Source organism: Winslowiella toletana (assembly GCF_032164335.1).
Taxonomy (GTDB): Bacteria; Pseudomonadota; Gammaproteobacteria; order Enterobacterales; family Enterobacteriaceae; genus Erwinia; species Erwinia toletana_A.
Map to the genome: position 1 here is coordinate 4,457,315 of NZ_CP134152.1, position 20,239 is coordinate 4,477,553.

At 51.3% G+C, this 20,239-nt stretch carries 17 protein-coding genes; 10 read left to right on the forward strand and 7 right to left on the reverse strand.

The window, feature by feature from the left end; genetic code table 11:
• Positions 1-162 precede the first annotated feature (162 nt).
• The gene (locus RIN69_RS20280; protein ID WP_313854134.1) at positions 163-1,350 is read left to right on the forward strand and encodes a LacI family DNA-binding transcriptional regulator; all 1,188 of its coding nucleotides are present in this window, start codon (positions 163-165) and stop codon (positions 1,348-1,350) included.
• Positions 1,351-1,439: 89 nt separating this feature from the next.
• Here RIN69_RS20280 and RIN69_RS20285 read toward each other — a convergent pair whose 3' ends face one another.
• Both RIN69_RS20285 and RIN69_RS20290 read right to left on the reverse strand, forming a co-directional pair.
• A complete protein-coding gene (locus tag RIN69_RS20285; RefSeq protein WP_313854136.1) occupies positions 1,440-1,895 on the reverse strand; it encodes an SgcJ/EcaC family oxidoreductase in 456 nt (151 codons plus the stop codon).
• Between the two features lie 215 nt (positions 1,896-2,110).
• Entirely contained in the window at positions 2,111-2,743 is a 633-nt protein-coding gene (locus RIN69_RS20290; protein WP_313854138.1) for a response regulator, read from the reverse strand.
• 269 nt (positions 2,744-3,012) lie between these two features.
• Between RIN69_RS20290 and RIN69_RS20295 the strand changes: the two genes are divergently transcribed.
• On the forward strand, positions 3,013-3,828 hold the full coding sequence (locus RIN69_RS20295; protein WP_313854140.1) for a LuxR C-terminal-related transcriptional regulator: 816 nt from the start codon (positions 3,013-3,015) through the stop codon (positions 3,826-3,828).
• Between the two features lie 23 nt (positions 3,829-3,851).
• Here the strand turns inward: RIN69_RS20295 and RIN69_RS20300 are convergent, their stop codons facing one another.
• A complete protein-coding gene (locus RIN69_RS20300; RefSeq protein ID WP_313854143.1) occupies positions 3,852-7,442 on the reverse strand; it encodes a response regulator in 3,591 nt (1,196 codons plus the stop codon).
• A gap of 732 nt (positions 7,443-8,174) precedes the next feature.
• Here RIN69_RS20300 and RIN69_RS20305 point away from each other — a divergent pair.
• The 8 genes from RIN69_RS20305 to RIN69_RS20340 all read left to right on the forward strand — a co-directional run bounded on the left by RIN69_RS20305 (position 8,175) and on the right by RIN69_RS20340 (position 17,039).
• On the forward strand, positions 8,175-8,939 hold the full coding sequence (locus RIN69_RS20305) for a DUF1835 domain-containing protein (protein ID WP_313854145.1): 765 nt from the start codon (positions 8,175-8,177) through the stop codon (positions 8,937-8,939).
• Between the two features lie 321 nt (positions 8,940-9,260).
• Positions 9,261-10,415, forward strand: coding sequence for a mandelate racemase family protein (locus tag RIN69_RS20310; protein WP_313854148.1), 1,155 nt, complete (start codon positions 9,261-9,263; stop codon positions 10,413-10,415).
• A 126-nt stretch (positions 10,416-10,541) separates the two neighbouring features.
• Complete coding sequence (locus RIN69_RS20315; protein WP_390902454.1) at positions 10,542-12,173, forward strand: ABC transporter substrate-binding protein; 1,632 nt, start codon at positions 10,542-10,544, stop codon at positions 12,171-12,173.
• The gene (locus RIN69_RS20320) at positions 12,170-13,207 is read left to right on the forward strand and encodes an ABC transporter permease (protein WP_313854150.1); all 1,038 of its coding nucleotides are present in this window, start codon (positions 12,170-12,172) and stop codon (positions 13,205-13,207) included. The genes RIN69_RS20315 and RIN69_RS20320 overlap by 4 nt, the downstream gene beginning before the upstream one ends.
• Entirely contained in the window at positions 13,204-14,109 is a 906-nt protein-coding gene (locus RIN69_RS20325) for an ABC transporter permease (RefSeq protein ID WP_313854151.1), read from the forward strand. The genes RIN69_RS20320 and RIN69_RS20325 overlap by 4 nt, the downstream gene beginning before the upstream one ends.
• Positions 14,081-14,947 carry an ABC transporter ATP-binding protein gene (locus tag RIN69_RS20330; protein WP_313857822.1) on the forward strand — a complete coding sequence of 289 codons (867 nt, stop codon included), beginning with the start codon at positions 14,081-14,083 and terminating at the stop codon, positions 14,945-14,947. The genes RIN69_RS20325 and RIN69_RS20330 overlap by 29 nt, the downstream gene beginning before the upstream one ends.
• A gap of 25 nt (positions 14,948-14,972) precedes the next feature.
• On the forward strand, positions 14,973-15,743 hold the full coding sequence (locus RIN69_RS20335) for an ABC transporter ATP-binding protein (protein ID WP_313857824.1): 771 nt from the start codon (positions 14,973-14,975) through the stop codon (positions 15,741-15,743).
• A 429-nt stretch (positions 15,744-16,172) separates the two neighbouring features.
• Positions 16,173-17,039 carry a nucleoside-specific channel-forming protein Tsx gene (locus tag RIN69_RS20340; protein ID WP_313854153.1) on the forward strand — a complete coding sequence of 289 codons (867 nt, stop codon included), beginning with the start codon at positions 16,173-16,175 and terminating at the stop codon, positions 17,037-17,039.
• A 62-nt stretch (positions 17,040-17,101) separates the two neighbouring features.
• Here the strand turns inward: RIN69_RS20340 and yjdN are convergent, their stop codons facing one another.
• The 4 genes from yjdN to RIN69_RS20360 form a co-directional block, all read right to left on the reverse strand.
• Positions 17,102-17,539, reverse strand: a complete 438-nt coding sequence (yjdN, locus tag RIN69_RS20345) for a VOC family metalloprotein YjdN (RefSeq protein WP_313854155.1) — start codon at positions 17,537-17,539, stop codon at positions 17,102-17,104.
• Positions 17,540-17,693: 154 nt separating this feature from the next.
• Positions 17,694-18,095 carry a nuclear transport factor 2 family protein gene (locus RIN69_RS20350; protein ID WP_313854156.1) on the reverse strand — a complete coding sequence of 134 codons (402 nt, stop codon included), beginning with the start codon at positions 18,093-18,095 and terminating at the stop codon, positions 17,694-17,696.
• Positions 18,096-18,297: 202 nt separating this feature from the next.
• On the reverse strand, positions 18,298-18,990 hold the full coding sequence (locus RIN69_RS20355; protein ID WP_313854158.1) for a GntR family transcriptional regulator: 693 nt from the start codon (positions 18,988-18,990) through the stop codon (positions 18,298-18,300).
• A gap of 97 nt (positions 18,991-19,087) precedes the next feature.
• Positions 19,088-19,987: a LysR family transcriptional regulator gene (locus RIN69_RS20360; protein ID WP_313854160.1), complete on the reverse strand. Its 900-nt coding sequence runs from the start codon at positions 19,985-19,987 to the stop codon at positions 19,088-19,090.
• Positions 19,988-20,239 lie beyond the last annotated feature (252 nt).

A 20,239-nucleotide genomic window follows, 5' to 3' on the forward strand; every position in this document is an offset into this window, starting at 1 on the left:
TATCGTTTGACTGTAAACCTGTTGTTGCCCTGGGTACAATTGATGCAAACTTATCGATGCTAAGGAATAGCATCAGTTGATATAAAAATAATACATTTTCATGGCGTTATATACCCATCAGTTTAGCTTCGCGGGAATTAGCCGTCATTGCAGGAGATTGACATGAGCAAGCGTCGCAGCAGTGGTCGGGTAACACTCCAGGATATCGCTAACTATGTTGGTGTAGGAACCATGACGGTTTCCCGGGTAATGCGTAATCCCGACCAGGTGTCTGAAAAGCTGCGCGTTAAAGTGGAACAAGCCGCTGTCACGCTGGGTTATCAGCCTAATACTGATGCCAGCGAACTGGTAGGCGGTAAGGCCAAAGTCACGCTTCAGGACGTGGCACAGCATGCCGGTGTTGGCCCAATGACCGTGTCGCGCGCGCTGCGCGATCCGACGCAGGTTTCCGAAGAGTCGCTGAAAAAGATTCTCGCGGCGGTTGATGAGTTGGGTTACGTTTCGCAACAGCATGCCTCAGCGCTCGCTACCTTTCAGAATAGCGTGGCGGTGCTCTATCCGTTCTTTAATGATAAACCCAGCATTGCCTTCCTCGGCGCACTGCAGGATACCCTGAGCAAACGTCAATTTCAGCTAATCCAGGCCTGCCATGAATATAATCAGCATAGCGAAAGCAAAGTGGTGGAGAAACTGTTGCAGCATCGCCCGGCGGCACTGATCCTGTTTGGCGCGCAACTCTCATCACAGACCCAGGCACTTATCCAGAACAGTGGCGTTCTGACGATCAATATTTGTAGCGCCGAACCGTTCGCTGCCGACTTGACGTTTAATTTCGCCATGTCAGAAGCTGGCGAAAAACTAACCTGTCATCTACTGGAAAAGGGTTACAAAAACATCGCTTTTATTGGTGCCCATACTGTTAATCGCCTGCAGAAACAGCAAATCAATGGCTGGAGTAAAGCGTTACTTTCGCACTACCACCATGCTGATATGAAAATCACCGTGCCGGAAGCGCCGGATTTTAAACTGGGCCGCTATGCGATCGGTGAGCTGCTGCAGACTTATCCGGATATTGATGCGGTTATTTGCAGCCATGACGAAATTGCTTATGGCGTACTGTATGAATGTCAGCGACGGATGCTTAAAGTGCCCTATGATTTGGCCGTCGCCTGCCTTGAAGGTTCAGAAAATTGTGAACACAGCTATCCCGCCCTTACCGCTATGCAGATCAACTATCAGAAGCTTGGCGTACAGATAGGAAACGCCATCAGCACCATGATCGCCTCCCCTGCCGACGAAAACGCGGTGCAGAATCTCAGTTATAAACTGGAGATTCGCTCAAGTACCTGATGCTCTCACTGACAATCTAAAAAAAAGAGCCGCTCAACAGAGCGACTCTTTTTTATTTGCTAAGGACAATTAACTTCCCTGTTAATCAATTATTTCGTTTCCGGCATTGCAGAGGAATGGTGAGTTGAGATCAGCCATTGTTTGCCATCAAACGCATAAGTAAAGGTATAGCGGGCAGAGACGCTGGTATTATCTTTAAAGGTGAAAGTATACGTTCCTGCGTCAATTGCTTTATTACAGCCGATGCGAATGGTACGGGTATCAATTTTACCGAACGGTTTCTTCTGCAGGAAATGTTCGAAATAATCCTTACGTTCTGCGTCAGTCAAGCGCACGTGGTTTGAAACGGTTGGCAACAGAACGGCGTCGGAAAGATAGTTATCCGCCACTGTCTGTGCGTTACCGGTTTGCAATGATTCATTCCAGCGATCAAACAGTGCTTCGATTTGTTTCTGGTCAACTGCCTGACACTCTTTTACATCTTTCGCTAATGCGGAGCCAGATACAGATGCGGCAAGAATAAGAAGTGCGATTTTAGTTTTCATTTGAAGAATTTCCCTGGTTAATTAATGCAGGGAATTTAATTTCTTCCAGATAGTTAAGCAACAGAATTTACGCTTACTTATAATTAGCGAATAAAAGAATACAAAAAAAAGATTAAAAACCATTTAAGAAAAAGTTTCTGCAATGTATCCCTATGATTTATTACTTGTTATTTTAAGAACTATTTAATTATCAGGCTAATTATATTGGTTATTTTTTAATCCAGATTATGTCGCCGGGCAAACACCATCATTTCAAACTGATTTTTTACGCCAATTTTATCGGCCAGCCGTCGTTTGTAGGTACTGACCGTCTTATTGCTGATACTCATTTCTTGACCAATCTGAATATTACTCATGCCGCGAGATAAATAGCCCAGCACTTTCATCTCCTGATTAGAGAGACTTTCGATCAGTTTAACCTCATACCGGGTGTCGAATATCTCCGGGGAAGTGGCAGCAGCGCCAGAGCGCCGGGGATAGTAGCCATAGCCGCGTAGCACTGCTCGTGCAGCATCGGTAAATTCGCTGAGGTTATTTTTCTTGCTGACAAAACCATCGGCACCGGCGTTCATACAGCGGGTGACATAGTGTGGCTCACTTTTACTGGTCAGCACCAGAATGCTGACTTCGCATCCCGCTAAACGCAGTCGCTCAATAACATCCAGCCCGTTTAGTGCCGGGATATCGATATCCAGCACAATTAAATCCGGAGGATGACTGGCCGCCAGGCGAACCGCATCCAGCCCATTGTCCGTTTCAGCAATCACTTCATGGCCTTCGTTTTCCAGTAACATACGCACGGCCAGGCGCGCAACGGGATGATCATCAACCAACAGCACTGTGCTCATTATTTTTCCCTTAAAATCTGCTGTTACCGGGCGCTATCCTGCCCCCTCACAGCTTTTCGACAGGATACAGATAACTATCAGGGCTGTATCTTTATATCGCGAAGCTGTTAATTAATAGTTTATCAGTAGTCTGTTACTGACACATCTGCTTTTCTGAAATATAAATATCCGCAACGCGTTTAATTATTTAAACATCACCATGTAGGAAGTGGACTACATGAGTGTCAGACCAGGATGGCATAACTTTACGACTGACCTGCTATTAAATCATGAAATCAGAATGCATTATTGCCTATGTCACTCTGACAACGACCGCAGGCAAACAATATCTTCTTAAGTATATTAGCTTCGCCATCATTGCCATACTGAGTTTTATTAATGCCGCAAAGCTTATTAATATCCAGGAAAGCCGCCACTGTGTTACGCCAGCATTAGGAAATAAGTTTATGGAAAGCGACTACAATATCCTGCTGATTGATGAGTGTTACCTCTCACGCCTCGGCTTAACGTTATTATTAAAAGAGTCAGGCTATCATCATCTCCGTTTTCATCATGCCGCCTCGCTGGATAATGCCCGATGCTTAATGACATCAGGAAAAATTAACGCCATCATTATCGACTGTGATAACGACGTTTCTCTGTCCAGCACCAAAGTTTTTCTGCGTGAAACGCGCTTAAAAGCGCCAGAAATAAAACTTATCGTCTACACGCGTAACTTCTCTCGCTCGATATTAAGAATGTACCAGACCTTTATCATTCACGGTTTTTTATCGCGCCGGGACCCCACCGACAGCGTGACGGAACTGCTGCACAGTATCTTCTTTATGGGAAAAAATGCGTTAAGTCCGGGCTTTTTTCAGCAGGCTGAAAAAATTAATCTGAATGCCGCCAGTCTGACCCCGGCAGAAAGCCGCACCCTGCGTTTCTTACTGGATGGTAAAACCCCGGCCCAAATTGGTCGTCTGACTCAGCGCAGCGTGAAAACCATCAGCAGCCAAAAACGTAGCGTGATGCGCAAGCTGGGCATCACCAAAACCAGTCAGTTAATAATGATGCGCGCAGGATTGTACCAGACGTTTTACTGACAGCAGCAGCCTGAACGCCGAAATCACAGGTTCTGCTGTTGCTTAATATACTGCTCAATCGCCTGATTGAGCTGAATAACCCTGTTCAGTGTGCCGTTAATCTCTGCGGTAATGGCGAGTACATCGCGCTGCTCACAACGGCTCTCCAGGCTGCGGCAATCGCTTTCAGCCTGACTGGCACCAATTATCTGTGCAACACCCGCCAGACGATGCAGGCAGTGGGCCAACCCCTCCCAGTCCTGCTGCTTAAAGAAATTATCTGCCTGTCGGACATCATCCTCATTTTCATCTTTAGTGGTTTGCAGCAAGGTCATCATTAATTGGCTATCATGCTGCGTCAGGCTGCGCAGTGCAGCAATATCCACCAGTTGTTCAAGTGAACAGGCCTGCTGTCGGATGGTGATATTGTGGAATATCGAGCGTAACAGCCTGTCCAGCTGTGTGAGCCGCAGGGGTTTAAACAAGCAGTAATCCATACCTGCGGCCAGGCAGCGTTCCCGCTCTTCCGGCTGGGCATTCGCCGTCAGACCAAGAATAATTACCGGATGCTGTTGTTCACCCCGGATGTTTTTTGTCAGCGTCAGGCCATCCATCACCGGCATACTGCAATCAGTAATGATTAAATCAAAACAGTCGCGACGCCATGCCTGCAACGCCTGCTCACCCTCTTTAGCTTCCGTCACCTGATGCCCGAGTCGGGCCAGCTGATGTTTGAGTAACAACCGATTAGCCGGATGATCATCCACGATAAGAATTTTCAGCATCCGCAGCGTATCGCCGATTTCCTGCGTTTCAGTGACGCGACTAATCTGCGCATTCCGACAGCTAACCGGCAGGCTAACCTTAACACTGGTGCCCCATCCAGACCGACTGTGCAAAGCAATCGTCCCCCCCATCATGGTGATTAACTGATGGCAAATTGCCAGCCCCAACCCGCTACCACGCTGTTTTTTGCCGCTTTCGCTTTGTTCAAATGGGGTAAACAGCCGCTTCTGCTCCTCCAGAGTGATCCCCATCCCCGAGTCGGTTACCATCAGTTCCAGCATTGCATCCTGTTTTTCACCGCGCACACAGCTCAGTCTCACCTTAACCGTTCCACTGTCGGTAAATTTTATCGCATTGCCGATCAGATTAGAGAGCACCTGGCGAAAGCGCATCGGATCAAGGTAAATATCATCGGCAGATGACTCTTCGGATTCACAGCTCAGCATCAGGTTTTTCTGGCGCGCCAGGCCAGCAAATACCCGAGCCACCGGGGCAAGAATCTGATCAAAACGTACCCATTCCGGTGCCAGTTCCAGTTTGCCGGACTCAATTTTGGCCATATCCAGAATATCGCCAATTAAACCCAGTAATGACTGTGCTGATTCATAAGCGACATGCACCGGCTGATTATCGTCACTGAGCGCGCGATTCAGCACCTCCAGCTCCAGCAGGCCAATAATCGCGCTGACAGGCGTACGGATCTCATGGCTGATAGTGGCAAGAAAAATACTTTTTGCCCGATTAGCCTGCTCGGCACGTTCGCGCGCCACGGAAAGCGCAGCCAGCAGATCATCATGATCGGTAATATCCTGCCAGCTGCAAATCAGCCCGGCGATCTGATGAGCATGATCATAAAAAGGCACCGCCTGATGAATGATGATCCTTTTTTCAACCCCGTTATATACTGTGTAGCGTCGCGCATCGCCGCTACCGGCATTCTGGGCCAGAGCCTGGCAGAGCTGTGGATAAACCGCCGCTAGCGGATGTAACGGCCATTTCAGTGATGACTGAATCAGACGAACATCTGCCTGCCGGAAGAAATCGCACCACGCCTGGTTGTGGTCAATAATTTCTCTGTGACGATTGACCACATACACGGGTACTGGCGTACCGTTAAACAGCGTTTCATGAAAGGTGGCCTGTTCCTGCAACTTAAGCTGCATTTTCAGTCGGCCACGAATTTCGCGCCGCAGATAATAAATCCACACCAGCGAAGTGATCACTACCATGGCAAATATTCCAGCCAGCCAGTAGAACTGCATTCGATACAGAGTCCAGGTTTGCAGTTTTACATTAGGCGTTGCCTGCCATTTGTTTACCAGCAACGAAATATCACGGGGAGGAATATCTGCCAGTACTTTATTGATAATACTGTGCAATTCTGGCAAATCCCGCCTGACGCCAAAGGTAATACGCGAAGGTGTCTCGCCCAGCTGGGCCGCAATCTTTAACTGGTCGCGGAAATAGTGATCAATCATGTAGCGGGCGCCCATCAGATCATGCACTGCGCCATCGGCTTTCCCCTCATTAACCATCTGCAAAGCCACATTGGCATTCGCCGCCTCAATCAGCGTAATCTCCGGGTAGCGCTCTGCCAGCCACGCCATCTGGCTGTGATCGGCGGTAACCGCCAGCCGCTTGATATTGGAAAAATGAACATCAGAATTAAACCGCTCGCGCACCACCAGCACAAAAGGCTGGAACAGATAAGGCCGGGTGAACAGCAGCGGCTTCTCCTGTAGCGGGCTGGTGTTCATTACCGTCATTAAATCGCCCTTCGCTTCCAGCACCTCATTCAGCATGGTGGCTTCAGATCCGGCCTTTACCGGCACAAAATTCAGGCCGGTACGCAGGCTGATAAAGCGTAAAACGTCAGCAGAGATACCGTGAAATTGTCCTTTCTCATCGAACATGGTAAAGGGTGGATTAACCGCATCGACGACAATTCGCAGCTGACGCTGCTCACTGATCCAGCGCGTTTCACGTGGCGTCAGATTCAGTGGCGAATTCAGCTGCCAGAGATCCAGCCCATGGCTCCATTGGTTGAAAATCGCTTTATGTTGAAGTGGCGGAATGGCATTCAGCGCGGCATTAACCGCGTTTTTCAACGTAACATTGTCGCTACGCAGCAACATACGCGGACCGGTATCCTGCGGTGGTAATAATTTAATGATGGCCAGCACATTATTATAGTGGCGCTCAATCAAAAAACTGACGCTGGTCAGATTGCCAATCGCATAGTCGTTTTCACCAAACGCGACGGAAGCCAGCGCACTTTCCAGGGAAGCGTAACGATTAACTTTTGCCAGCGGATAGTGGCGATTAATCCACGCATTATCATGATACTCACCGACCAGTGCCAGGCGGATGGGTGCAGTTTGCGGTGCGTCGGGTTTAAACCGCGTAGTGGCTGAAACCAGCGTTGGGCGATCGGGCATAAATGATTGCGTGCTGATTATTGACTGATTATGCGCCAGCGGCTCGCCGCTGTCGTCCAGCACCAGGTCAACATCTTGCTGATGAAGTGCCGTCAGCGCAGCATCGCGATCGCGATAACGCAACACCTTAAGCGACAATCCCAGATAGCGCGAGATAAGCAGGCTGTAGTCGGCAGATATCCCTTCGAAAAGGTCCGGATCGGCAACCCTGTCAAACGGCGGATTATCTGGCGTAAAGGTGGCAATTCGCATTTCCCGCTTAATTCCCAGCCATCGCCACTGCGCATCACTGAGCGCCAGTTTTGGCGGCGGCAGCGTCTCGCGATGCAATAATTGCATCGACTGCGGTGCAGCCGCAGCCAGACTGAAGGGCAGCAACAACAATAATCCGCTTAAAATAACGTAGCGCATAAGGATACCAATCTGTTTTTTCCGCTGGCTTATGTTGTAAATTTCAACATCTCATCTTCAATATTAATAACAGTAAAGTCCTGAAGCTTAAAACGGTACATTTCTCTAAATTATTAAGAATTCTGTTGAAAACTCATTGTAATAGTTACTGATACTGAAATCGCTTATCTGTTTATTATTGCATGTTAACTCAGTTAAATTGACGGTAAAAGACGGTTACTACTCATCATCCAGCACGCTGCTTTAACCTGTGCGTAGGGGTCAGAAAAAAAAGTGTTCTCACGGTTAGTGCTTTTTAGCAGCAGAAAACTGTGCGTTATAATCATTTCAAGTGAAACTGTTAACTATAAAATTCTAGTAACATCTATATAAGTGTCGATAATCAACCCGTTTCGCCCGTTATCTTACCGCTTCCCCCCATAGTCACTGAGCAGAATCATCGGCTTGCCACCTAACTTTTCGTGTCAGATCGCGTAACTTAACCTCATCTTACTGGATTTCCTTGTACAAAAACGTATCATCTGCATTTATAAAAACTAAAATATTTAGCCATATCTGATATTAAAAAATTATTTTTAGTTGTACTTTTAATTATTATCAGCCGTTAAATTTGATACCGGCAATGAATAGTAGGTTGAGAAGTATTATTATCGCCACGAGAAAACTTGTTGACCAAAACATTGATTTTGTTTAATCATCCTCAACATGATCTTCTGTATAAGGAAATAAATTTTGTCTGCCAGTCAACATTGCCATATCGCAGCATTAGGCTCTGCGGCAGGAAATATCAGAATTGCGTTTCCTGATGATGACGTACTGGTTTTTGCCGATGATTTATCCTTTGGCCCGCTATATCCTATCGCAGATGCCACGGCTTTTTCTGCACGATTGTCATGGCTGGAAAATTTATGGCAGATCGTCTGCGCACCTGAATGCTCTGACATCATACTGCGCCGTCAGCTGACTACCCTGCTGCTGAGCCGCCTTCACCGCTGCAAAAGCGTCACCATCTGGGTCGGCAATAACAGCCGCGAGCAGCTGATGCTGAGTGCATTGCTGGAGCAACTGCAACAGAGCGAAGTCTTTATTATTAATGTCACTACCATCGGTGGAGTCAGTTCAGTCGCAAATGTTCCACCCGAAAAGCTGGCCTTGTGGTGGCAGGAGCGGACGCGGCTGTCAGCGACAGAAATCGAACATTCCCAGTCTGTCTGGCATCAGTTACTGGCTTCCCCTTCTGAGCTACGCATCTTTCGTCAGGGGCAGCTGCTGGCACAACCTGTCAGCTACTATGACCATCTGATTTTGACTGCGCTGACAACCACTCCGACACAGGCTTCACACATTGCAGGCGAAGTTCTCTGCATGGCTGAATGCGATACCCTCAGCTATCTGTTTATCGATTACCGGTTAAGGACGCTTATTTTCCGCCAGGACGTGTTAGTTGAAGGCCCCATTAGCCATCTGCGACAGATGAAAATCAGAAAAGCAATTTAACCTCTCCTGCCTGAACCGCCCCGAATAATGGCTACCCGGCTTACGCCGGCCTGCCACCGCACTCGATGCAGATCACATTTCACAACATTATCGTGAATATGCTCACGCTGACCTGGGCATACGCCTAAAAATTGGTGTGTATTTACTCCGCTTTCGCCAGGGCGGCAACTGCGCGATATGGTTACAGTGTTAAATGAAACGGCGTTTTATTATATAAATTCGTTGTTTTGGTTTTAACACTGTCGGGGGGCCGCAGCCTGAACTTCATTCAATCCGCCTTCCGTTACATTTCTTACCACACCTCTTACGGCAGGAGTCATTGTGAAAATAAGCTCGGTTGATGTCACCGTTTTTACTTACCCCACGCATCGCGTTTCGGACAGTGCGGGTCATTCACACCCTGGAGAAGAGAATCAGGCCAAAATGGCAATGCTCACTCTCACCACCGATGAGGGTGACTGCGGTTACTCATTCGCTCCGCCGGAAGTGGTGCGCCCGCACGTGGTCAATGCCTTCTTCCGCAAAGTGCTGATAGGTCAGAATCCGTTTGATCGTGAACGGTTATGGCAGGACCTGGTGCACTGGCAGCGCGGCAGCGCGCATCAACTGACTGAACGAGCACTTTCCTTCGTTGAACAGGCGCTGTGGGACCTGATTGGCCGCAAGCTGAAAATGCCGGTGCACAAGCTGCTGGGTGGCTTCCGGGAAAAAGTTCCGGCCTATGGCAGCACCATGTGTGGCGATGAGCTGAAAGGCGGACTATCGACGCCGGACGAATTTGCTCAGTTTGCCGAAAAACTGGTGGCTCGCGGTTATCAGGCCATCAAGCTGCACACCTGGATGCCGCCGATCTCCTTTGCTCCTGATCCAAAAATGGATATTAAAGCCTGTGCCGCAGTGCGTGAAGCCGTCGGGCCAGATATTGAACTGATGCTGGATGGCTATCACTGGTACAGCCGCAGCCAGGCACTGACTATCGGTAAGGCACTGGAAAAACTGAATTTTGCCTGGTTCGAAGAGCCGATGGAAGAAGAGAGCATGGCCTCTTACGCCTGGCTGGCAGAGAACCTGTCAATCGATGTGATTGGCCCGGAAAGCCTTGGCGGCAAGCATCACAGCCGCGCCGACTGGGTCAAAGCCGGAGCCTGCGACATTCTGCGCGCCGGCGCCAATGGCGTCGGCGGTATTTCCCCCTGTATGAAAGTCGCCAGCCTCGCTGAAGCTTTTGGCATGGATTGTGAAGTGCACGGTAACGGTGCCGCCAGCCTGGCGGTGGTTGGGGCCATTCGCAACTGCCGCTGGTACGAGCGCGGGCTGCTGCATCCGTTCCTTGATTACGACCAGCCACCGGCCTATCTGAACAGTCTGGTTGATCCCATGGACCAGCAAGGATTTGTCCATCTGTCGATGCGTCCGGGACTCGGCGAGGATATCAATTTTGACTATATAGAGACCCACACCATCAGCCGCGACTGAGCAACGGGCAGAAGAAATAAAAAAACCAATCCGGAGTTGCAGTCATTCAGCTGATGGCCAAGGCCGCTGGCACAGCTGCAACTTCAGGTAAGGGTATAACCTCTGACTCTACCCGGAAGGTAAAACATGAACACTGGCAATCTGGCAGGAGCGTGGCTGTTCGCGCTGCTGTTGATGTTCAGCGGCGGCACGGCACAGGCAAAAACGCCGTCCGACCAACTGATCATCGGCATGAACATGAATAACCTGCTGACTCTCGATCCGGCCGCGATGACCGGCAACGAAGTGGTCGGCATTGTGGTCAATCTGTATGACTCGCTGATCGAGCTGGATCCGAACCAGCTCACCGACGTGCACCCGGCGCTGGCCACCCGCTGGCAGGTGAGCAGTAATGATACTCTGCTGACGTTTCAGCTGCGCCAGGGCGTCACCTTTCATTCCGGTAACCCCTTAACCGCTGAGGATGTGGTGTGGTCAATGCGCCGCATTCTGCATCTCAATCTGGCGCAGGCCTCGGTATGGAAATCTTACGGCTTTACCAAAGAGAATATCGATCAGATGGTGCGCGCGCCGGGGCCTTACACGGTTGAGATTGAACTGCCGAAGGCCAATGATCCGAAACTGGTGCTCTATTCGCTGGCGGCGCTGGGTAGCGGTTCGGTACTGGACCGCAAAACCGTGCAGTCGCACGAGATAAATGGCGACTGGGGTAATAAGTGGCTGACAACCAACGAAGCCGGTTCCGGGCCATTCCGGCTGGATACCTGGCAGGCAAAAGATGTGCTGCGCATCAGCCGTAATCCGGATTACTGGCGCGGCGAGCCGAAATTAAGTCGCGTGGTGTTCCGTCATTTTCAGGAGTCGCAAACCCTGCGGCTGATGATTGAAAAAGGCGACCTTGATATCGCCAGCAATATGGCGGTCTCGGATATTAATGCTCTGCGTAACGATCCTGACGTCAGCGTCGACGCGGTAAAAAAAGGCACCATTTATTACGTGGCGATGAGCATGAAAGAACCGCATTTCGCCAATGCTAAAGTGCGGGAAGCGGTACGTTATCTGATTGATTATCAGGGCATTAACAAAGCCCTGATGCCGGGATATGGCATTCTGCATCAGCGCCCGATCCAGTCCGGTATGCCCGCAACCTTACCCAATCCGGACTATAAGCTGGATATCACACGCGCCAAAGCTCTGCTGAGCGAAGCCGGTTATCCCGACGGTTTTGACACCACGCTGCGGGTGCTGGCCGATCAGCCGTTTCTGAATATCGCGATTGCCGTGCAATCGACGCTGATGCAGGCCGGCATTCGCGCCAAAATCGTCACCGGCACCGGCAATCAGATTTATGGTGCCATGCGTGAACGCCGCTTCGATATGCTGGTTGGGCGCGGTGGCAGCGGCGTCGAGCCTCATCCGCACTCCAGCCTGCGCGCTCTGGTCTACAACCCGAATAACAGCGATGCCGCACGCCTGACCAATTTTCAGGGCTGGCGCACCAGCTTCTATGATCCGCAGCTGAACAGGCTGATCGACAGTGCACTGGTGGAGCGCGATGCGACGAAGCAACAACAGGATTATTACGCGATTCAGCAGCGCTACGACACGCTGATTCCGGCACTGATTCCGCTGTCGCAAATGGTCGACTCAGTGGTGGTGCGCAATGAAGTTCACGACTATCAGCCGCATCCTTCCGCTACCACCTTCTTGCGCGATGTTTATAAGTCCGCACCTGCCGACGGAGGTAATACGCCATGACCGCACAATGGTTTTCAGCCGATGGTATTGCCCGTCGGATTAGCCGCCGCGTTATTCAGGTGGCGATTACGCTGTTTGGGCTGCTACTGCTGACCTTTTTTATCGGTCGGGTGATGCCTGTCGATCCGGTGCTGGCGATTGTTGGCCCGGATGCCGATCACAGCACCTATCAGCAGGTTTATCAGCAATTGGGGTTTGATAAGCCACTGTGGGCGCAGTTCGGCCTGTATCTCAACACGCTGCTGCACGGCGACTTAGGCAACGCACTGCTGACCGGTAAGCCGGTGGTTGATGACATTCTGCGGGTATTCCCGGCCACTCTCGAACTGGCAACGCTGGCGATTATTATTGGCACCGGTTTGGGGATCCCGTTAGGCGTGCTGGCGGCGGCGAAACGTAACAGTCTGGCCGACTATGTGGTGCGGATTATCAGTCTGGCAGGCTACTCGACGCCGATTTTCTGGGTCGGAATGATGGGGCTACTGGTGTTCTACGCCTGGCTGGGCTGGGTTGGCGGCGCGGGACGAGTTGAACTGAGCCTTGATGGCCAGGTGACCAGCCGCAGTGGTCTGCTACTGCTGGACTCGCTGCTGGAGGGTAACTGGACGGTATTTCGTAACGCGCTGAATCACCTGATTTTGCCAGCCTCGCTGCTGGGCTTTCACTCGATGGCGTATATCAGCCGAATGACGCGCAGTTTTATGCTGGCTCAGCTGTCACAGGAGTTCATTATCACCGCGCGCGTCAAAGGGCTGAATGAGTGGCAGGTCCTCTGGCAGCACGCCTTCCGCAATATTCTGGTGCAACTGCTGACGGTAGTGGCGCTGGCCTACGGCTCTTTGCTGGAAGGCGCAGTGTTAATCGAAACCGTCTTTTCCTGGCCTGGATTTGGTTCCTATCTTACCGGCAGCCTGCTGCTTGGCGATATGAATGCCGTAATGGGCTGCGTACTGGTGGTCGGCATTATTTTTGTGATGCTGAACCTGCTCTCTGACCTGCTGTATCAGGTATTCGACCCGAGGACTAAAGCATGACCCTTTCCCTCGACTCTCCGACCATCCGCACTCGCCGTGAACGGCTGGCAGGCCTGCGCCGAACCGGCGCTCGTATCGGCCATTTTCTGCTGCGCATGGCGCGTAATCCACTGACGGCGATTGGCGGCGGCATCGTGCTGCTGCTGATGATTGTCGCGCTGTTTGCGCCGTGGATCGCGCCATTTCATCCGCTGGTACAGGATCTGAATAACGCGCTGACCCCGCCCAACGCCATTCACTGGTTTGGCACCGACGAGTTTGGCCGCGATATCTTCAGTCGCCTGGTGTATGGCGCACGTATCACGCTGTATATCGTGCTGCTGGTGTCGGTCACCGTTGGGCCTCTTGGGCTGTTGCTCGGCGTGACTGCCGGTTACTTTGGCGGCAAGGTGGATATGCTGCTGATGCGTATTACCGACATCTTTATCTCTTTTCCCAGCCTGGTGCTGGCGCTGGCGTTTGTCGCGGCACTTGGCCCCGGCCTTGAGCATGTGGTGATCGCCATCACTCTGACCGCCTGGCCACCGATAGCCCGCCTGGCACGTGCGGAAACCCTGTCGCTGCGTCAGGCCGATTTTATCTCTGCGGTACGTTTGCAGGGGGCTTCTTCGCTGCGGGTGTTATGGCGACATATCGTGCCGCTGTGCATGCCTTCGGTAATTATCCGTATCACCATGAATATGGCCGGCATCATTCTGACCGCAGCCGGTCTCGGCTTCCTCGGACTGGGCGCGCAGCCGCCCGATCCGGAATGGGGTGCGATGATCTCCAGCGGCCGTACTTACATGATGGAATGCTGGTGGGTAGTCACCATTCCGGGACTGGCGATTCTGATCAACAGTCTGGCGTTCAACTTCTTAGGAGATGGCCTACGTGACATTCTCGATCCCCGCAGCGAATAACGCCCCGGCGTTACTGGACGTGCGCGACCTGCACGTCAGCTTTATCAATGGCCGGGTGGAAACGCCGGCGGTACGCGGCGTCTCCTTTCAGCTCGGCCGCGAGAAACTGGCGATCGTCGGTGAATCTGGCTCCGGTAAATCCACTGTTGGCCGCGCGCTGTTGCAGCTTCATCCGGCAAAAGCGCAGATCCGCGCCGATCGCATGCAGTTTGGCGATATCGATCTGCTGAACGCCTCGGCGACAGAGATGCGCAAGATCCGCGGCAAGCGCATATCGATGATCATGCAGGATCCCAAATACTCGCTTAACCCGGTGATCTGCGTTGGCGATCAAATTGCCGAAGCCTGGCGTTCTCACCACGCCTGCTCGCGGTCTGAGGCCAAAAGCAAAGTGATTGAGATGCTCGACGTTGTCCGTATTCGCCAGCCGGAAAGAGTCTACCATCTCTACCCACACGAAATATCCGGCGGTCAGGGGCAGCGCATAATGATTGCGATGATGCTGATAACCGATCCGGAACTGGTGATTGCGGATGAACCCACATCCGCACTCGATGTATCCGTGCGCCTGCAGGTGCTGGCGCTGCTGGATGACCTGGTGCAGTCACGCGGCCTTGGGCTGATTTTTATCAGTCACGATATTAACCTGGTGCGTAGCTTCTGCGATCGGGTGCTGGTGATGTATGCCGGGCGCGTAGTGGAATCAATTGCCGCTGCCGATCTCGACAATGCTCAGCATCCTTACACTCAGGGATTACTCAACTCGCTGCCGGATATGCAGCATCGCCGCCCACGCCTGCCCGTCCTCCAGCGTCAGTCCAGCTGGCTAACCGATTAAGGAAGCGCCCATGCAATCATCCACCATGATCGACGTCCGGCAGCTTAATCTCAGCTTTAACTCCGGCGCTAAAGCCAGTCAGGTACTGTTCGACGTCAATTTTGCCGTACAGCGAGGCGAGATTTTTGGCCTGGTTGGCGAATCCGGATCCGGTAAAACCACGGTGCTGAAGTGCCTGGCCGGGCTGTTTACCCACTGGCAGGGTGAGCTGGCGATTAACGGCCAGCCGCTGGAGCACAGCATTGGCCATGCGCGCTGTCGTCTGGTTCAGATGGTGTTTCAGGATCCGTATGGCTCGCTGCATCCGCGCCATACCATCGCTGATATTCTGGAAGAACCGCTGCAAATTCATCATATTGACCAGCGCGATCGGCGGGTTAACGCTATTCTCGAAAAGGTCGGGCTGAACCGTGCTTTTCGCACCCGCTATCCGCATCAGCTTTCCGGCGGTCAGCGCCAGCGTGTTGCCATAGCGCGCGCATTAATCTTACAGCCGCAGGTGCTGCTGCTGGATGAACCGACATCGGCGCTGGATGTGTCGGTTCAGGCAGAGATCCTTAATCTGCTCAGCGATCTGCAAAAGGAAGAGGGATTGACCTATCTGATGGTTACCCACGATCTTGGCGTGATCGCTCATCTGTGTCATCGCGTGGCGGTGATGCAGTTTGGCCAGATTCTGGAAACGCTTGATACCGATACGCTGCTGCGCGGCGAGGCGAAAGTCGAATATACCCAAATGTTACTGGAAGCCAGCCGCCACTATAGCCGCGAAATGGCGGCGCGCGCCGCCGGATAGCTCCCCTTTCCACAAGCCGTTTAACGAAGCCTGTGCCCCGGATTAACTTCGGGTGCACAGGACAGTCAACACCTGTCGGTTAATCAATCACTTTAACTGCATACTCTTTCACTGATGTCTGGCACCAATAGGGCACCACCGCGCCAATCACGGTGGCCATTTGCTCTTCAGACAATCGTTTGCGCGAAAATGCGATATTTTTGTGACATTAATCACAAAACACCTGAATTATAATGAAACAAACTTTGACAAATGTGAGCAATATCTATTTTCTATTCCGCTGTTGCAGGCACCATGCGCGGGCATTTATTCAACAGGCGTTTGCTCTGTCTGATGACGACAGAAAATCACTCTCCTGTCCTTCAGGGGCTTTCTAACAAGACCATCATTCTCGCGAAACAGAATGGTCATTAAGCATGTGGTAATAAAATGAAAACTAAAATGTTGATGGCGGCGGGAACGCTGATGGCGATGTCATACAGCGTATCTTCACTGGCTGCAGGTAACGACGCACAGTACGTATCAGACTGGTGGCATCAAAGCGTTAACGTGGTGGGCAGCACGAAAACACGTTTTGGACCACAGCTTAATAACAACGTCTACCTTGAGTACGAAGCCTTTGCTCACAAGGACTGGTTCGATTTTTACGGCTATATCGACGTGCCTAAATTCTTCGGTGGCAACAGCTATCAGACCGGTATCTGGGATAAAGGCTCGCCGCTGTTTATGGAAATCGAACCGCGCTTCTCAATTGATAAACTGACCGGCACCGACCTGAGCTTTGGTCCGTTTAAAGAGTGGTATTTCGCGAACAACTATATCTACGATATGGGCCGCAACAGTGCCAGTCGTCAGAACACCTGGTACATGGGTCTGGGTACCGATATCGACACCCACACCAAACTGGCTCTTTCAGCGAATATTTATGCAAAATACCAGTGGGAAAACTACGACGCAGCCAACGAAAACAGCTGGGATGGCTATCGTTTCAAAATCAAATACTTCCTGCCACTCACCGACCTGTGGGGCGGTAACCTGAGCTATATTGGCTTCACTAACTTCGACTTCGGCTCCGATCTGCGAGACAAGGCGGGCGAAGCGCGCACCAATAACTCCATCGCCTCCAGCCATATTCTGTCGCTGGGTTACGATCACTGGCATTACTCGTTCGTGGCACGTTACTTCCATAACGGTGGTCAGTGGGCTGACGGCACCGAACTGGACTTCGGTAAAGGTCCGTTTGAAGTGAAATCTACCGGCTGGGGTTACTACCTGGTGGTCGGTTATAACTTCTGATTAATGATGGCGGCGATGATGCCGCCATTGATTGCTTCCCACGCCTCGCGTGGGAAGGCGCGTTAAGCCATTGGCTTCTCGACATTAACCATCCACGGAATACCAAATTTATCGGTCAGCATGCCAAACCCATTGGCCCAGAACGTTTCCTGCCAAGGCATGGTGACATGACCGCCGGCTGACAGATTATCAAACCAGCTTTTTCCCTCTTCCAGGTCACTGGTCACCAGGCTGATGGCATACCCCTGATGCTGTTGGTCGTTGCTGGCAATATTACCGTCACTCATCATGATTTCACTGCTGCCAACTTTTAGCTGGGCGTGCATAATCTTATCCGGTGGAAAACTATAGCCAGAGCCACAGCCTTCCTGCACGCTTTGCGGATCCGGCATTTCGCCAAAGGTCATCTTAAACAGCAGTTCAGCACCAAATGCCCGATGGTAAAAGTCGATTGCCTGTTCACAGCTGCCGTCAAAAAACAGATAGGGTTTGGCTTGCATGGCGCACTCCTCAATGTTTCCGGGACGCCGCAATAGAAGATGCTCCTTTCGCAGCGTAACTGTCACTCAGCGGATAAGTGTAGTCAGCCCTGACACAGCAAAGTGAGCGTCAGCACGCACAATAAGCTGATAGTTCAGACGATAAAAATTTAGCTCAGGCAGATTGCGCGATCGCCGGAGTTAAAATCCACTCGGCGCTGTCATTCCACACATCCATATGAGTGATCTTACCCGCGCGAACTTCATAGCGATCGAGATAACGATTCCCGGCAAAGCTACGGCCATCTGGCCACTCGCCATACAGCGTACCGTTGGCATACACCACGACGGAGTCACCGCGATCCATCCAGTCAAACTGGCCTAATTCCTTTTTCACCCACTTATAACGCCCACCATTAAAGGCGGTTATCGCCTGCGGATCGGCCATTTCTCGCTTGCCGGTAAAGGTGATTTTCACCCCTTCCGCCATAAACGTTGCCGCCAGTACCGGATCGGGTGCCATCGACGCGGCAAGAAAATCACGGACGATTTGTACTGCTGGATGTTCAGCGCTCATTGTATACCTCTTCAAATTATTACCGATCGTATTTGCTAGTAATTAACTACTAGATTGCTAGCAATAATGAATAAATGCAATCGGTCAGTTTATAATCAAAGATAACTGACTAATTTTCAGCATAATTTTTGTGATTTTGAATAAGGAGAGTGTCGGTAAACTGAACGGCAAAACGGGAGATTTACCTTTGCCCGACGCTGACTTAATTAACCAGTAGTGCCTGACGAAGGTTCAGCTGCTCGGGCACAGCATCAGCCAGATCGAGCTGCTGTTCCAGCTGGTTAAGATGCTCAATCATAATCGCCTGCGCCAGATCCGTATCATCCGCTCTCAACGCGCTGATTATCGCCCCATGCTCGGCACACTGGCAGGAAGGCGTATCGTTACGCTGGTACAACGCCACGATCAGCGAGCTGCGCACCATCAGGTTTGCCAAAATTTCACCCAGCACTTTATTGCCGCTTAACTTAGCCAGTAACAAGTGAAAGTTGCAGAGTTCGCGCACGATATCGCGGCGATCTCCGCGTTCGCTGGCGTCTTTTTCTGCATGCTGCTGGGCATCAATCTCATCCACGGCACGCGCCACCCGATCCGGCGTAATGCTGGCGACAATCGCGCTTTCAATTGCCCGGCGGGCAATAAAGATCTCACGTGCTTCGCGCGCCTCTGGCTTTGCCACCATCGCCCCGCGATTCGGTTCAATGCTGACAATATGCTGCAACGCCATGCGCTGTAATGCAGCCTGCACATGATTACGATTAGCCTGCAACACCTCAACGATTTGCGCTTCAACCAGCCGCATACCCGGTTTCAGACGGTGCTGAGCAATCGCCAGGGATAATGCCTCCACAATGCGCTGCACTTCCTGTTGCTTGGCTGTTGCGACTTTAATCATCTTGCACCTCAACTGAACCTGACTGTTTTTTATCATAACATCCGTAACTCACCCGGCGTACAACTTACCGGAGCACTAAATCGTACAATACGGCTCTTCAGCTACGACAGTGGCGGCGAAACAGCTGGGCTAAATAGGCACCCATTGGCGTCAGCGCCGTATCACGCCGCTGAATCAGAAAAAAGGTCGCCTTCGGCAACGGTTCATCCAGCTCCAGCGCCACCAGCTGGCGACCGAGTATGGGGTCGGAAATCACATCATTCGATAAAATACTGACAAAATCGCTCTGCGCGACCAGGCTGGTACAAGCCATAAAAGTTTCACAGGTAACTACAATCGATGGCGCCATTCCCATACTGCCAAACAGGTCGTGCAGCAGCCGATAGTAGCTGCCTTTTGGCGTCGGCATGGTCCAGTCGCAATGCTGCAACTCAGCCAGCGAGCGCGCATCCTCGCAGGGGTGCCCTTTTCGCACCACCACCTGATACTCTCTTTCCATCAGCCGCTCAAAGGTCAGCTCATTATCAAGGTGACTTTCATCATAGGTATTGATGGTGAAATCCAGCTGGCCCTGCCGCAGTTCCGGGATCATCGACACCAGCTGCCCTTCAACAATCCGCACTTTCACATTCGGATACTCGCGATGAAACTGGGTAATCACCTTTGGCATAATCGTTCTCGCCACGCTGCCACCGACGCCGATATTCACCCGCCCACTCGCCAGCCCAAGCCGCTGCTGAATATCTTCCTGCGCCACACGCAACTCTTCCAGTACCAGGCTCGCATGTTTGAAAAAATTATCACCGATATCGGTTAACACAATGCCCTGCTGACGCCGAATAAACAGCCGCGCGCCAAGCACCTCCTCCAGTTCCTGGATCGCCTTAGTCAGAGCAGGTTGCGACAGACCAGAAGCGCGGCTGGCGGCACGGATACTGCCCTGGCGCGTCACGTCAACGAAAGCGCGTAGCTGATGCAGTTTTATTGAAGCAGGCATAACGATAGATTCCTGTGGCGGGAACGGTTAATACCAATGCGTCAGGTGATAACCATTAATTATCAATAGCAAGATACTGGCATCTTATGCAGGATAATACCATTGTGTACATTCGAAAAAAGCGCTTAAAAAAACGTTAACTATTCGCAATAGATTCCACTATTTCTTCTGTTCCGGAAGAAATAGCACAACAGCGACCGGCATTAAAAAATAATTTAAAAAAGCAAAATAATATCGAGCAATCTTCATATT

Bases quoted from the DNA above. Each gene is read 5' to 3' on its own strand.
- RIN69_RS20335 (WP_313857824.1), top strand. From the start codon at position 14,973: ATGATCGACGTCCGGCAGCTTAATCTCAGCTTTAACTCCGGCGCTAAA.
- RIN69_RS20350 (WP_313854156.1), bottom strand. From the start codon at position 18,095: ATGAGCGCTGAACATCCAGCAGTACAAATCGTCCGTGATTTTCTTGCC.
- RIN69_RS20340 (WP_313854153.1), top strand. From the start codon at position 16,173: ATGAAAACTAAAATGTTGATGGCGGCGGGAACGCTGATGGCGATGTCA.
- RIN69_RS20315 (WP_390902454.1), top strand. From the start codon at position 10,542: ATGAACACTGGCAATCTGGCAGGAGCGTGGCTGTTCGCGCTGCTGTTG.
- RIN69_RS20325 (WP_313854151.1), top strand. From the start codon at position 13,204: ATGACCCTTTCCCTCGACTCTCCGACCATCCGCACTCGCCGTGAACGG.
- RIN69_RS20360 (WP_313854160.1), bottom strand. From the start codon at position 19,987: ATGCCTGCTTCAATAAAACTGCATCAGCTACGCGCTTTCGTTGACGTG.
- RIN69_RS20290 (WP_313854138.1), bottom strand. From the start codon at position 2,743: ATGAGCACAGTGCTGTTGGTTGATGATCATCCCGTTGCGCGCCTGGCC.
- RIN69_RS20300 (WP_313854143.1), bottom strand. From the start codon at position 7,442: ATGCGCTACGTTATTTTAAGCGGATTATTGTTGTTGCTGCCCTTCAGT.
- RIN69_RS20285 (WP_313854136.1), bottom strand. From the start codon at position 1,895: ATGAAAACTAAAATCGCACTTCTTATTCTTGCCGCATCTGTATCTGGC.
- RIN69_RS20295 (WP_313854140.1), top strand. From the start codon at position 3,013: ATGAAATCAGAATGCATTATTGCCTATGTCACTCTGACAACGACCGCA.
- RIN69_RS20355 (WP_313854158.1), bottom strand. From the start codon at position 18,990: ATGATTAAAGTCGCAACAGCCAAGCAACAGGAAGTGCAGCGCATTGTG.
- yjdN (WP_313854155.1), bottom strand. From the start codon at position 17,539: ATGCAAGCCAAACCCTATCTGTTTTTTGACGGCAGCTGTGAACAGGCA.
- RIN69_RS20280 (WP_313854134.1), top strand. From the start codon at position 163: ATGAGCAAGCGTCGCAGCAGTGGTCGGGTAACACTCCAGGATATCGCT.
- RIN69_RS20320 (WP_313854150.1), top strand. From the start codon at position 12,170: ATGACCGCACAATGGTTTTCAGCCGATGGTATTGCCCGTCGGATTAGC.